Below are 13,498 nucleotides of genomic sequence, written 5' to 3'. Positions count from 1 at the left end.
CCTCGTGCCTAGCCGCCCCGGCCCATGCCGACAACCCCCGCTGCCGAACGGCACGCATGCCGTTCGTGCCAGGCCGGAAACCGTTGCTGGGCGGCTCCTGAAGGACCGACCACCCAGGCAGGTTCCTGCCAAGCGGTTCTTGCCAAGCGGTTCTTGCCAGGCAGGTTCCGGGAAACACCTGCCGGACGCTTCAGCCTTCCGCCGGAAACGGCCAGAACACGCGCAGGCGATGACCGTCGGGATCGGACGCCGTGAAGGTGCGGCCGAAGTCGAGATCGGTCGGCTCCTGCAGGATCGCGATGCCACGCCCACGCCACGCCGCGCAGGTCGCATCGACGGCCGCGGCAGACGCCGCCATCATCGCGACCTCGGCCGCTCCGCCCTGCGCGGTCGCGGCAGGCTCGACCGTATGGCGCGACCAGAGCCCGAGCCGGATGCCCGAGGGCAGCGCGAACATCGCGAAGGTCGGCGACAGTTCCTTCGGCTCCTGACCGATCAGATCGGCATAGAAGCGCGCACTCGCTGCCGGGCTCTCGACATGCAGCAGGATGAAATGAGCATCGAACATGATTGGCCTCCAGGGCTCGTCTTCGGCGGTTTCGACGATGCAGACCGTAGAATCAGATGCTGCCAATTTCCGGCAGTGTCCGTCACTGCGGCGACGGAATGCCCTCCTTCTCGCGCCAGGCCTTGAGCAGCACTGCGCGCCGCTGCGGATAGCGCGCATCCAGCGGCTCGAACCGGTCGATACGATCGACCCGGAAATGGCGAAAATCCTGCCGCAGTTCGCACCAGGCGACGAGGACGCGGACATGATCGAAGAAGGACAGCGCCAGCGGCCAGACGATGCGCTCGCTCGCCCGCCCCTGCCCGTCGCCGTAGGCCATGCGAGCCCGGCGCTCGGCGCGGATCGTGCGCCGCAGGGCGGCGAGATCGATGCCCTCTCCGGCGGCGATCGCCCGCCCCGGCCCGAGGATCAGCACCGCATCCTCGACGCGGCGCGTCAGGTCAGGTGGCAGCACGGCGACGATCTTCGCCATGGCATCGCGCGCCGCGAGCGCGAGCGGGCCGTCGGCGCGGTCCGCGACCCAGCGCGAGCCAAGCAGCAGCGCCTCGATCTCGTCCTCGCCGAACATCAGCGGCGGCAGCATGAAGCCCGGTTTCAGCACATAGCCGAGGCCGGGCTCGCCCTCGATCGGGGCGCCCTGCCCCTGCAGCGTGACGATATCGCGATAGAGCGTGCGAATGCTGACGCCGAGTTCATCGGCGAGCCGGCGACCGGAGACCGGACGCCGGTGGCGGCGCAGGAGCTGGATGAGATCGAGCAGGCGCTGGGCGCGCGACACCGACGCGGCTCAGCCCGGCAGGTCGCTCACCCTGATCCGGGTGACGTCGTTCTCGGCCATCTCGGCCCAGGCCTTCTCCAGCGAGCCTTCGAGATCGATGGCGCGGCAGGCATCCTCGACGACATAGGTCTCGAAGCCGGCGGCGGACGCATCCTGCGCCGTCCAGCTCACGCAGAAATCGGTGGCGAGCCCGACGATGACGGCGCGCAGGATGCCGCGCTCCCTGAGATAGCCGGTGAGGCCGGTCGGGGTCTTGCGGTCGGCCTCGACGAAGCCGGAATAGCTGTCGACCTCGCGGCGATAGCCCTTGCGGATGATCGCCTGTGCGCTGGAAACGTCGAGATCGGCGCGGAACTCCGCCCCCTTCGAGCCCTGGATGCAGTGATCCGGCCAGAGCACCTGCCGGCCGTAAGGCATCTCGACCGTCTCGAACGGCTTCTTGCCGGGATGGCTGGAGGCGAAGGACGAATGCCCGGCCGGGTGCCAGTCCTGCGTCAGCACGATGTTCGAGAAGCGCTTCGCCAGCGCGTTGATGACCGGGACGACCTCGTCGCCTCTGGGAACGGCAAGGTTGCCGCCGGGGCAGAAATCGTTCTGGACATCGACGACGATGAGAACGGCGCGCTCGTCGATCACGGGTGTCTCCTGTGCCCGGGCGCCACGCGGCGCACCGGCAACGGTCAGCACCGTCGCCCCCGCGATCAGCATGCGCCTGTCGATCTCGAACGGTCCAGCCATGGCCGCCCTCCTTGCGGTCTACAGCGTGCTTCAACCCCATGCCGCGGGCAAGTGCCGGCAAGGCGGGAAACAGGCCGGCCGGCAGGTCTCAACGCAGTTCGACGCTCACAACACCGGGAGCGGCGCGCACCGCATTGGCGACCTGCTGGGTGACCGGGTATTTGCCCGGCAGCTCGATCTCGACCTCCTGCGCACCATCGTCGAGAATCATGACGATCGATACCTTGCCGTCGGAGCGCGAAGCCTCGCCGCGCGGCCGGATGCGCTCGGCGATGGAGGGCACGGCCTTGTCGTCGCGCAGATAGATCAGGAGGTCCTGCTTCTGGCGCGAGGCGAGATCGTCGAGCACCTCAACATCCTCGATGCGCGGACGCACCTCCTCGCCGTCGAGCACGGCGGAAAGCCGCAGCACCAGCGCCCTGCCCGGCTCCAGCAAATCGCGGTAGCGCATCAGCCCTTCCGAGAACAGGACCGCCTCGAACTGGCCGCTCGGATCCGACAGATTGACGATGCCCATCTTGTTGCCGGATTTGGTGCGCCGCTCCGACTTGTCGATGACGGAGACCGCGACCTTGCCGACGCCGGTGCCGTTGGCGCGCACGGTCTGGGCGAAATCGGCATAACGCTGCACGCGCAGGCGCTTCAGCACATGCTCGTAATCGTCGAGCGGATGGCCCGAGAGGAAGAAGCCGACCGCCTCGTGCTCGCGCTTGAGCTTCTCGGCCGGAGCCCAGGGCTCGACCTGCGGGATGCGGAAGGCTTCCTGGACGACGCCGCCGCTCAACAGGTCGAACTGGCCGGCGGCCGCCTCGTCGCGGGTGCGGTTGGAGAGCGCCAGCATGCCATCGATGGCGGCCATGGCGCGGGCCCTGTCCTCCTGCAGCTCGTCGAGCGCGCCGGCGGCGATGAGCGCTTCCAGCGTGCGGCGGTTGACCAGCCTGGTGTCGATGCGGCGCGCGAGATCGGCGAGATCGCGGAAGGGACCGCCGGACTGGCGCGCCGCGACCAGCGCCTCGACCGCCGCCCGGCCGACGCCCTTGATGGCGCCGAGCGCGTAGAAGATCTTGCCCTCGGCGACGTCGAACTCGACGCCGGAATGGTTGATCGCCGGCCGCTCGACCTTGATACCGAGCCGCTCGGCATCGCGGCGGAATTCCGAGAGCTTGTCGGTGTTGCCCATGTCGAGCGTCATCGACGCGGCGAGGAACTCTACGGGAAAGTTCGCCTTGAGATAGGCGGTCTGGAAGGCGACGACCGCATAGGCGGCCGCATGGCTCTTGTTGAAGCCGTAGTCGGCGAACTTCGCCAGGAGGTCGAAGATCTCGGAGGCGATGTCCTTCTTGATGCCGCCCTCGATGGCGCCCTTCACGAAACGGTCGCGCTGAGCGTCCATCTCCGCCTTGATCTTCTTGCCCATGGCGCGGCGCAGCAGGTCGGCTTCACCGAGCGAATAACCCGACAGAGCCTGCGCGACCTGCATCACCTGTTCCTGGTAGACGATGATGCCGTGCGTCTCGCGCAGATAGGGCTCCATGCCGGGGTGGAGATAGGTCGGATCCTCCAGCCCGAGCTTGCGGCGGCAATAGGTCGGGATGTTGTCCATCGGGCCGGGACGGTAGAGCGCCACCAGCGCGATCAGATCCTCGATCCGGTCGGCCTTCATCTCGACCAGTGCCTTGCGCATGCCGACCGATTCCACCTGGAACACGCCGACCGTCTCGCCGCGCGCCAGCATGGCGTAGGTCGGCGGGTCGTCGAAGGGCAATTGGGCGAGGTCGATCTGGATGTCGCGCTGGGCGATGAGCTTCACCGCCGTGGTCAGCGTGGTCAGCGTCTTCAGGCCGAGGAAGTCGAACTTCACCAGCCCGGCCTGCTCGACCCATTTCATGTTGAACTGGGTGACGCGCATGCCGGTGCGCGGATCGACCGAGAGCGCAACGAGCTGCTCGAGCGGTCGGTCGCCGATCACCACGCCTGCAGCGTGAGTCGAAGCATGGCGGTGAAGCCCTTCCAGCTTCTGGCCAATTTCGAGCAGCCGCGCGACGATCGGCTCCTCTTCGGCCGCCTGCTGCAGTTTGGGCTCGCCCTCGATCGCGTCCTTCAGCGAGATCGGCTTGGCCGGGTTCTGCGGCACCAGCTTGGTCAGCTTGTCGACCTGGCCATAAGGCATTTCCAGCACGCGGCCGACGTCGCGCAGCACGCCGCGCGCCAAGAGCGTGCCGAAGGTGATGATCTGGGCGACGCGCTCCTGCCCGTAATGATGCTTGACGTAGTCGATCACCTCTTCACGCCGGTTCTGGCAGAAGTCGATGTCGAAGTCCGGCATCGAGACGCGATCCGGGTTGAGGAAGCGCTCGAACAGCAGGCCGAAGCGCAGCGGATCGACGTCGGTGATGGTCAGCGCATAGGCGACGAGCGAGCCAGCGCCCGAGCCGCGGCCCGGGCCAACCGGGATATCCTGGGCCTTGGCCCATTTGATGAAGTCCGAGACGATCAGGAAGTAACCCGGGAACTTCATCCGAGTGATGATCGAGAGCTCGAAATCGAGCCGCTTCTCGTAATCCTCGACGGAGAAGCCTTCGGCCGGGCCATGTTTGGCGAGCCGCGCGGCAAGACCGGCGCGCGCCTGTTCCTGCAATTCCTCGGCCTCGTCGCGGCCCTCCTCGCCGAAGCGCGGCAGGATCGGCTTGCGCGTGGTCACGCGCCAGTGGCAGCGCATCGCGATCTCGACCGTGCTCGCCAGCGCCTCGGGCAGGTCGGCGAAGCGCCGCTTCATCTCGGCGCGCGAGGCGAAATAGTGCTCGGGCGTGACGCGGCGGCGCGTGCCATCCGAGACGAGGCGCCCTTCGGCCACGGCCAGCAGCGCGTCATGGGCGTCGAAATCGGCGGGCTTGGCGTAGAAGGGCTCGTTGGTCGCGACGATCGGCAGATCGGCATCATAGGCGAGGCGCAGGAGATGCGCCTCCAGCGCCGCCTCGTTCTCGCCGCCATGGCGCTGGATCTCGACATAGAGCCGGTCGCCATAGATTTGAGCGAGCGTGGCGAGCCGCGCCGCCGCCACGGGAATCTGGCCATTGCGCAGCGCCGCATCGACCGGCCCTTCGCTGCCGCCCGTCAGCGCGATCAGCCCGTCATGATAGGCCGCAAGGCGCTCGATCGTGGTCACCGGCTGGCCGGCGCCGCCGGTCGCCAGCGCGGCCTCGCTGACGAGCTTCATCAGATTGCCGTAACCCGCCTCGTCCATGGCGAGCAGGACGATATGCGGCAGGCGCTGCGGCTGCACCGGCCTGCGGCCGCCCTCGCCCTCATCGGCGAAATCGACCGAGAGCTGCACGCCGACGATCGGCTGCAAGCCGGAGCCGGAGAGCTTCTCGGAGAATTCCAGCGCGCCGAAGAGATTGTCAGTGTCCGTCAGCGCCAGCGCCGGCTGGCCGTCGGCGGCGGCCATCTTGGCGAGCGTCGTGACCGTCATCGCGCCTTCGAGCAAGGAATAGCTCGAATGGACATGGAGATGGACGAAGCCGATGTCCGACAGGATGCGTGTCTCGCCTGCGTCCCGTCCCATGTCCCTCTCCCGCCGCCGCGCCGCGACTCGCTCACCCGTGCCTTTTCTTATGGAACTCCCCAGGGGCCCCGTCGATAGTCTCTTCGGGCCGGCTGTGGATGGGGCCGTTCCCGCCCCCTCCTGCCATGATCAGACCTGCGGCCCTGAGAGAAGAGCGGCCCAGAGCCAGATCATGCCGAGGAAGACCGCAAGCGAGGCGATCTCGGCCAGGCCGGCGGCGAATTTACGCGCTGCAGTCATAGCGAACCTCCGTTGTTCTCGATAGGTTCATGTTAGTTCATCTTTTGTTCTCGTCAATTGCCGAGGCGAAAGGGACCGGCCCAGCCTTCTTGAAGAGTCAACGATTGCTTAACAGTTGACGCTTGTGGCGCCTCGCCTGGCGTAAAACCGCGTCATGCTCGGGCTCGACCCGAGCATCTCTGGCAAAATGAACTGCGGAACCACCCCGTCATCCCGGACAAGCGGCGAAGCCGCGTAGATCCGGGATCCATCGTAGAGCGGAGCGCCCTATCATGGATCCCGGCGCTCCGCTTCGCTGCGGCCGGAATGACGGGGTGGTTCCGCAGTTCATCAGGCAGGAGAGCCCCGGGTCGCCGCTCCGCGGCGCCCGGGAATGGCGGCAGACTCTCAAGCCAGAGGCACGACCAGCCCTTCGCGGATGGTGACCTGGCGGTCCATCTTGCGGGCGAGATCGAGGTTGTGCGTCGCGATCAGCGCCGCGAGCCCGGAGGCGCGGGCGAGCGCGATCAGCGTGCCGAAGACATGCTGCGCGGTTTGCGGATCGAGATTGCCGGTCGGCTCGTCCGCCAGCAGCAGACGCGGACCGTTGGCGACAGCGCGGCCGATGGCGACGCGCTGCTGCTCGCCGCCCGAGAGCTCGCCCGGCAGATGGTCGAGCCGCTGGCCGAGACCAAGGAAGCTCAGGAGCTCCGCCGCCCGTTCCTCCGCGACATCCCGGTCCAGCCCGCGGATGCGCTGCGGCAGCACGACGTTCTCCAGCGCCGTGAATTCCGGCAGCAGATGGTGGAACTGATAGACGAAGCCGATCTCGGTGCGGCGCAGCCGCGTGCGGCCCTTGTCGTCGAGCTTGGTGGTGGCCAGCCCGCCGACGAAGACCTCGCCGCCATCCGGCTTCTCCAGCAGGCCGGCGACATGCAGCAGGGTCGACTTGCCGGTGCCGCTCGGCGCCACCAGCGCGACGACCTCGCCCGGCCAGAGCGCGAAATCGGCCTTGCGCAGCACTTCGAGCGGCGCATCCGCCTGCGGATAGAAACGCTCGACCTGCGACAGGAAGAGCGCGGGCGTTTCCTGCGCCATCAGCCCATCCTCAGCGCTTTGACGGGGTCGAGCCGCGCCGCCTTCCAGGCCGGATAGAGCGTCGCCAGCAGCGACAGCGTCAGCGCCATCAGGACGACGTTCACGACATCACGCCAATCGAGGACCGAAGGGATGTCGCTGAGGAAGCGCACCGTCGGGTCCCAGAGATTGGCGCCGGTGATCCAGTTCAGCGCGGCCATGATCGACTTGATGTAGTGGGAGAAGAGAACGCCGAGAATCAGCCCGGCAAGCGTGCCGACGACGCCGATGGCCGCGCCGGTGATCAGGAAGACGCGCAGAACCGTGCCGGCCGTCGCGCCCATGGTGCGCATGATCGCGATGTCCTCGGTCTTGTCCTTCACCAGCATGATCAGGCCGGAGACGATGTTGAGCGCCGCCACCAGCACGATCAGCGTCAGGATGATGAACATGACGTTGCGCTCGACTTCCAGCGCATTGAAGAAGCTGCGGTTCCGCTGCCGCCAATCGGAGAGGACGAGCGGGCGCGGCGCATCCGCTTCGATGGCGTCGCGGACCTTCTGCGTGTTGTCGGGATTGTCGACGAAGATCTCGATGACGTTCACATCGCCGTCGCGGTTGAAATAGGCCTGGGACTCGGCGAGCGGCATGTAGACGAAGGTGCCGTCGAACTCGGTCATGCCGATCGAGAAGATCGCCTTGACCGGGTAGGCCTTGATGCGCGGCGCCGTGCCGAACGGCGTCGAGGCGCCCTGCGGCGTCACCAGCGTGATCGTGTCCCCGACCTGGACGCCGAGCGCATTGGCGAGGCGGATGCCGATGGCGACGCCGGGTGGAGCGGCATCGAAGCCATCGAGCGTGCCGGACTTGATGTTGCCGCCGATGAAGGGGATCGCCTTGATGTCGGCCTCGCGCACGCCGCGCACGAGCACGCCGTTATTGCCGGTCTGGGAGGATGCCAGGGCCTGGCCCTCGACCAGCGGGATGGCGAGCTGGATGCCGGTGATCTTGCGCAGCCGCTCGGCCACGCTGTCGTAATCGTCGAGGGGCCGGTCGATCGGGGTTGCGAAGATATGGCCGTTCACGCCAACGATTTTCTCGAGCAGCTCCTTGCGGAAGCCGTTCATCACCGACATCACGATGATCAGCGTCGCGACGCCGAGCATGATGCCGAGAAAGGAGAAGCCGGCGATGACCGAGACGAAGCCCTCGCGCCGGCGCGTCCGGAGATAGCGCCCGGCGAGCAGCCATTCGAAGCCGGCAAAAGGCTTCGTGCCGGTCGGGATGTCCGAACTTTCGGCGACGGCGCTCATGCCCAATATCCCGCTGCCCGATATCCCGTCACGCCGCCTTGCCCTTGAAGCGATCGAGAGCGGCCTCCAGCGAGACGAGCTCGCGCTCGCCGCCGGCACGGCGCTTGATCTCGACCTTGCCCTCGGCCAGCCCCTTGGGGCCGACGATGATCTGCCAGGGCACGCCGATCAGGTCGGCGGTGGCGAATTTGGCGCCCGGCCGGTCGTCGGTGTCGTCGAGCAGCGCGTCGTAACCCTTGGCGAGCAGGTCCTTGTAGAGGCGTTCGGCTGCGCCGTCGGTTGCGGCGTCGCCAGCCTTGAGGTTGATGACGGCGATGTCGAAGGGTGCGATCTCCTCGGGCCAGACGATGCCGGCATCGTCATGTCCGGCCTCGATCAGCGCCGCGACGAGGCGGCTCGGGCCGATGCCGTAGGAGCCGCCATGCAGCAGCACGGGCTGGCCGTCCGGCCCGGCCACGCTCGCGCCCATGGGCTCGGAATATTTGGTGCCGAAATAGAAGATGTGACCGACCTCGATGCCGCGCGCCGAGACGCGCTTCTCCTCGGGAATCGCTTCGAAAGCGGCCTTGTCGTGCATCTCCTCCGTGGCGGCATAAAGGCTCGTCCACTTGTCGACGACGCCCTGCAGGCCCGGAACGCTGTCGAAGTCGGTGTCGGCCGCCGGCGTCTGGAAGTTCATATAGTCGCTGTGGCAGAACACCTCGCTCTCGCCCGTCGAAGCCAGAACGATGAACTCGTGAGACAGGTCGCCGCCGATCGGGCCGGTATCGGCGCGCATCGGGATCGCCTTCAGGCCGAGCCGCGCGAAGGTGCGCAGATAGGCGGTGAACATGCGGTTATAGGCGTGGCGGGCCGTGTCCTTGTCGAGGTCGAAGGAATAGGCGTCCTTCATCAGGAATTCGCGGCCGCGCATCACGCCGAAGCGCGGGCGCACCTCGTCGCGGAACTTCCACTGGATGTGGTAGAGATTGAGCGGCAGGTCCTTGTAGGACTTGACGTAGGCCCGGACGATCTCGGTGACCATCTCCTCATTGGTCGGGCCGTAGAGCATGTCGCGATCATGCCGGTCCTTGATGCGCAGCATCTCCTTGCCATAGGCGTCGTAGCGCCCGCTCTCGCGCCAGAGATCGGCCGATTGGATGGTCGGCATCAGGATCTCGACGGCGCCCGAGCGGTTCTGCTCCTCGCGCACGACCTTGCAGATCTTGTCGAGCACGCGCAGGCCCAGCGGCAGCCAGGCATAGATGCCGGCCGATTCCTGGCGGATCATGCCAGCGCGCAGCATCAGCCGGTGCGAGACGATCTCCGCTTCCTTGGGCGTGTCGCGCAGAATGGGCAGGAAATAGCGGGAAAGACGCATCGGAAAACCTGTCGGAGGGCGTCGCGCAGGGCCCTGCGCGACGAGTCGCTTCACCTGAGAGACACCATCGCTCTCGGCAAAATGCAAACCAAAATCGGCAGAAAGCGGCGGAAGATGGCGAAGTTATGTGTCTTGCGCCCTGCCCCGTCGGCCGAGCTGGAACCGGATCCGTCATTCCGGGCCATGATCCGGAATGACGGCCGTTTATGCTTCAGCCTTTGGCGAAGCGCGCCTTCAGCGCCGCCAGCACCGGCGGCGGCACGAAAGCCGAAACATCGCCGCCCATCGCCGCGATCTGCCGGACCAGCGTCGCGGTGATGTGGCGCACGCCGGGCGAGGCCGGCAGGAAGACCGTCTGCACATCGGGCGCCATCGTGCCGTTCATGCCGGCCATCTGCATCTCGTAATCGAGATCAGTGCCGTCGCGCAGGCCGCGGATGATGAGCGTGGCGCCCGCGCGACGGGCCGCGTCGACGGCGAGATCGTCGAAGGTCACGACGTCGAGCACGGCCCCCTTCGCCGCCAGCAGCGGGGATGCGACTGCGCGCACCAGATCGGCGCGCTGCTCGACGGGGAGAAGCGGCGCCTTGCCGGGGTGAACGCCGATCGCGACGACCAGCCTGTCGCAAAGCCCTGCCGCGGCAGCGATGACGTCGGCATGGCCGTTGGTCACGGGGTCGAAGGAGCCGGTGTAGAAAGCGGTGCGCGTCATGATCCAGCGTTAGCGGCTGGCATCGCCGGCGACAAGCACCGCCGGCTGCAAAGCCGCGCGCCGCCGCATCGGTTGCCGCAACAGGATCAGGAGAACGGAACGATCGCCGTAAGCGCCGCAACGCTGCCGAGGATGATCGCGACGCAGATCATCAGGGGCGCCAGGAAGGAAACAGGGCGGGACGCGACTTGGAACGGGTAGGCATGCATCGAAGACAGCCTCGCGAATCGAAGAATTACTGCATTTCCGTTGGGTGAAGGCGCCAGCGGGCCGCGCCGCGGCAGGATCGTGACGAAATCGTGACGTTTGCCCCGTTTCGCGCTTTCGATTGGCTTTTCCGGCCGACCGCCCTACATCGCCGGAATGCTGACGATCAACGACATCACCTATCGCCTCGGCGAGCGCCTGCTGCTCGACCACACCGGCGCCGCAATTCCCGATGGCGCGCGCGTCGGCTTCGTCGGCCGCAACGGCACCGGCAAGACGACGCTGTTCAAGATCATCACCGGTGATCTCGGTACCGAAAGCGGCAATATCAGCCTGCCGAAGGGACGGCGCATCGGCGGCGTTGCGCAGGAAGCGCCGGGCGGGCCGGAATCGCTGATCGAGGTGGTGCTCGCCGCCGACATCGAGCGCACCGCCCTGATGAAGGAGAGCGAGACCGCGACCGATCCGCATCGCATCGCCGAGATCGAGACGCGGCTCGCCGATATCGGCGCCCATTCCGCGCCGGCCCGCGCCGCGATGGTGCTGCATGGGCTCGGCTTCAACGAGGAGGCGCAGCAGCGGCCCTGCTCCGATTTCTCGGGTGGCTGGCGCATGCGCGTCGCGCTCGCGGCCGTGCTGTTCTCCGAGCCCGACCTGCTGCTGCTCGACGAGCCGACCAACTATCTCGACCTCGAAGGCACGCTCTGGCTCTACGACTATCTTGAGCGCTATCCGCATACCGTGATCGTCATCAGCCATGATCGCGAACTGCTGGACACCTCGGTCGACCACATCATGCATCTCGACCAGGGCAAGCTCACGCTCTATCGCGGCGGCTATTCCTCCTTCGAGAAGCAGCGGGCCGAGAAGCAGATGCAGCTCGCCCGCGCCAAGGAGAAGCAGGACGCCGAACGCAAGCATCTCCAGGCCTTCGTCGACCGCTTCAAGGCCAAGGCTTCGAAGGCGCGGCAGGCCCAGTCGCGCGTCAAGCGGCTGGAGAAGATGGAGTCGATTGCGGCAATCGTCGACCGCGACGTCCAGCCCTTCGCCTTCCCGGGCCCCGAGAAGCCGCTCTCGCCGCCGATGATCGTGCTGGAGGATGCGAGCGCCGGCTATGGCGAGCGCAAGGTGTTGTCGCGGCTGAACCTGTCGCTGGCGCCCGACGACCGCATCGCGCTGCTGGGCTCGAACGGCAACGGCAAGTCGACCTTCTGCAAGCTGATCGGCGGGCGGCTCGACGCCATGTCCGGCGAGATGAAGAAGTCGAGCAAGCTGGAGACCGCCTATTTCGCCCAGCACCAGCTCGACGAATTGCGGATCGAGGATACGCCGGTCGGCCATCTGCGCGATCTGATGCCGGATGCGCCTGAGGCAAAGGTCCGCTCCAAGGCGGCGCAGATCGGCTTCCCCGCGTCCAAGGCGGATACGCCGGTGAAGCTGCTCTCCGGCGGCGAGAAGGCACGGTTGATGCTCGGGCTCGCGACCTTCCACGGGCCGCATCTGCTGATCCTCGACGAGCCGACCAACCATCTCGACATCGACAGCCGCACGGCGCTGGTCAATGCGATCAACGACTATCCCGGCGCCGTCATGCTCGTCAGCCACGACCGCTTCCTGATCGAGGCCTGCGCCGACAGGCTCTGGCTGGTCGCGGGCGGGACTGTGAAGAATTTCGACGGCGACATGGACGACTACCGCACCTATGTGCTCGGCGCAGCCAAGGCCGAAAGGCGCGGCAAGCCGGCGCCGGAGGCCACTGCGAAGCCGAAAGCGGACGAGCGCAAGGAAGCGGCGACGAAGCGCGTGGCGCAAGGGCCGCTCCGGCAGAAGCTCAACCTCGCCGAGGCACGCATCGCCAAGCTGACGGGCCTCATCGAGAAGGTCGATGCCGCGCTCGCCAACGGCGCCTTTTCGCGCGAGCCCGACAAGGCGCTGCAGCTCTCCCGCCAGCGGGCCGAGCTGGCGGAAGCGCTCGCGGCGGCGGAGGAGGAATGGCTGGTGCTGGGCGAGGAGTTGGAGAGCGCCTGAAGCACGCGCTCCCACATAGCTCGGCAAAGCGCGAACGCTCGCTTCGGGCCGAACGAACATCGGTCGCGCCAGGAACGCATATATCCGGCAAGCGGCGCATGCCGTGCGCCCTTTCGCGGCGGCGTTTGCCTCTCTGAAACGACTATCGGGGCATGCTCGACGGGTTGCCCGGAGATCCGATGTGGAAACGTCCCTTTATCTACCCGTCAAACGCTTCCTCGAGGGCCTCGGCTATAGCGTCAAGGGCGAAATCGGGCATTGCGATCTCGTCGGGCTGCGGGATGACGATCCGGCCGTGGTGGTCATCGGCGAGCTCAAGCTGACGTTCAATCTGGAGCTCGTCCTGCAGGGCGTGGACAGAATGAGCCTCGGCGACGAGATCTGGCTGGCCGCCCAGCTTTCCGCCAAGGGCAAGGGCCGCGAAAGCGATCCGCGATATCGCAATCTCTGCCGGCGCCTCGGTTTTGGACTGCTGGGCGTCTCCTCATCCGGCCGCGTCGACGTCCTGGTGTCTCCCACCGCGCCGACGCCCCGGAAGGATCCGCGCCGGCGCTCGAGATTGGTCGAGGAGCATAAACGACGCCAGGGCGACCCCGCCGCCGGCGGAGGCACGCGCAAGCCGATCATGACGGCCTATCGCCAGCAGGCGCTCGCCTGCGCGGCAGCGATGACATCGGCGCCGCAACGGCCGCGCGATCTCAAGCGATCCTTCCCCGATGCCCAGAAGATCCTGCGCCGGAATGTCTATGGCTGGTTCGAGCGCTCCGAGCGCGGCGTCTACGCGCTGACCGAGACAGGCCGCAGCGCGTTGGCGACATGGCTGCCGGAGCCTCCTGCGGGCCAGGATGGCAGCGGAGTGGCTGCCTGAGGTCCGGGCATCCGCCATCGACGGCGCCGCAGCGAGCATCAAATGCCCGCTGCCCGCACCGGCAG

General features: G+C 66.9%; 10 protein-coding genes. 2 read left to right on the top strand and 8 right to left on the bottom strand.

The window, feature by feature from the left end; genetic code table 11:
* Positions 1-190: 190 nt before the first annotated feature.
* The 8 genes from IED13_RS05405 to coaD all read right to left on the bottom strand — a co-directional run bounded on the left by IED13_RS05405 (position 191) and on the right by coaD (position 10,330).
* Complete coding sequence (locus IED13_RS05405; RefSeq protein WP_191123582.1) at positions 191-568, bottom strand: VOC family protein; 378 nt, start codon at positions 566-568, stop codon at positions 191-193.
* 82 nt (positions 569-650) lie between these two features.
* On the bottom strand, positions 651-1,346 hold the full coding sequence (locus IED13_RS05400; RefSeq protein ID WP_191123581.1) for a helix-turn-helix transcriptional regulator: 696 nt from the start codon (positions 1,344-1,346) through the stop codon (positions 651-653).
* A gap of 9 nt (positions 1,347-1,355) precedes the next feature.
* On the bottom strand, positions 1,356-2,084 hold the full coding sequence (pncA, locus tag IED13_RS05395) for a bifunctional nicotinamidase/pyrazinamidase (RefSeq protein ID WP_248312449.1): 729 nt from the start codon (positions 2,082-2,084) through the stop codon (positions 1,356-1,358).
* Positions 2,085-2,172: 88 nt separating this feature from the next.
* A complete protein-coding gene (dnaE, locus tag IED13_RS05390) occupies positions 2,173-5,649 on the bottom strand; it encodes a DNA polymerase III subunit alpha (RefSeq protein ID WP_191123580.1) in 3,477 nt (1,158 codons plus the stop codon).
* Positions 5,650-6,276: 627 nt separating this feature from the next.
* A complete protein-coding gene (locus IED13_RS05385; RefSeq protein WP_038367597.1) occupies positions 6,277-6,966 on the bottom strand; it encodes an ABC transporter ATP-binding protein in 690 nt (229 codons plus the stop codon).
* Positions 6,966-8,258, bottom strand: coding sequence for a lipoprotein-releasing ABC transporter permease subunit (locus IED13_RS05380; RefSeq protein ID WP_051988446.1), 1,293 nt, complete (start codon positions 8,256-8,258; stop codon positions 6,966-6,968). Before IED13_RS05380 ends, IED13_RS05385 begins: the two co-directional genes overlap by 1 nt.
* 28 nt (positions 8,259-8,286) lie before the next feature.
* The gene (gene proS, locus IED13_RS05375) at positions 8,287-9,618 is read right to left on the bottom strand and encodes a proline--tRNA ligase (protein WP_191123579.1); all 1,332 of its coding nucleotides are present in this window, start codon (positions 9,616-9,618) and stop codon (positions 8,287-8,289) included.
* 211 nt (positions 9,619-9,829) lie between these two features.
* Positions 9,830-10,330, bottom strand: a complete 501-nt coding sequence (gene coaD, locus IED13_RS05370) for a pantetheine-phosphate adenylyltransferase (protein ID WP_038367602.1) — start codon at positions 10,328-10,330, stop codon at positions 9,830-9,832.
* A 363-nt stretch (positions 10,331-10,693) separates the two neighbouring features.
* Between coaD and IED13_RS05365 the strand changes: the two genes are divergently transcribed.
* Positions 10,694-12,565, top strand: coding sequence for an ABC-F family ATP-binding cassette domain-containing protein (locus IED13_RS05365; RefSeq protein WP_112762368.1), 1,872 nt, complete (start codon positions 10,694-10,696; stop codon positions 12,563-12,565).
* A 181-nt stretch (positions 12,566-12,746) separates the two neighbouring features.
* Positions 12,747-13,433, top strand: a complete 687-nt coding sequence (locus IED13_RS05360; RefSeq protein ID WP_113253109.1) for a DUF2161 domain-containing phosphodiesterase — start codon at positions 12,747-12,749, stop codon at positions 13,431-13,433.
* The last annotated feature ends 65 nt before the right edge of the window (positions 13,434-13,498 follow it).

This window comes from Allobosea spartocytisi (genome assembly GCF_014764685.1).
Classification (GTDB): Bacteria; Pseudomonadota; Alphaproteobacteria; order Rhizobiales; family Beijerinckiaceae; genus Allobosea; species Allobosea spartocytisi.
The sequence above is the reverse complement of the archived record's forward strand: the minus strand, read 5'-3'. Positions and strand labels throughout refer to the sequence as shown.

Excerpts from the sequence above, each read along its gene's own strand:
- coaD (WP_038367602.1), bottom strand. The coding sequence starts at position 10,330 with ATGACGCGCACCGCTTTCTACACCGGCTCCTTCGACCCCGTGACCAAC.
- proS (WP_191123579.1), bottom strand. The coding sequence starts at position 9,618 with ATGCGTCTTTCCCGCTATTTCCTGCCCATTCTGCGCGACACGCCCAAG.
- IED13_RS05365 (WP_112762368.1), top strand. The coding sequence starts at position 10,694 with ATGCTGACGATCAACGACATCACCTATCGCCTCGGCGAGCGCCTGCTG.
- IED13_RS05380 (WP_051988446.1), bottom strand. The coding sequence starts at position 8,258 with ATGAGCGCCGTCGCCGAAAGTTCGGACATCCCGACCGGCACGAAGCCT.
- IED13_RS05385 (WP_038367597.1), bottom strand. The coding sequence starts at position 6,966 with ATGGCGCAGGAAACGCCCGCGCTCTTCCTGTCGCAGGTCGAGCGTTTC.
- IED13_RS05405 (WP_191123582.1), bottom strand. The coding sequence starts at position 568 with ATGTTCGATGCTCATTTCATCCTGCTGCATGTCGAGAGCCCGGCAGCG.
- dnaE (WP_191123580.1), bottom strand. The coding sequence starts at position 5,649 with ATGGGACGGGACGCAGGCGAGACACGCATCCTGTCGGACATCGGCTTC.
- pncA (WP_248312449.1), bottom strand. The coding sequence starts at position 2,084 with ATGGCTGGACCGTTCGAGATCGACAGGCGCATGCTGATCGCGGGGGCG.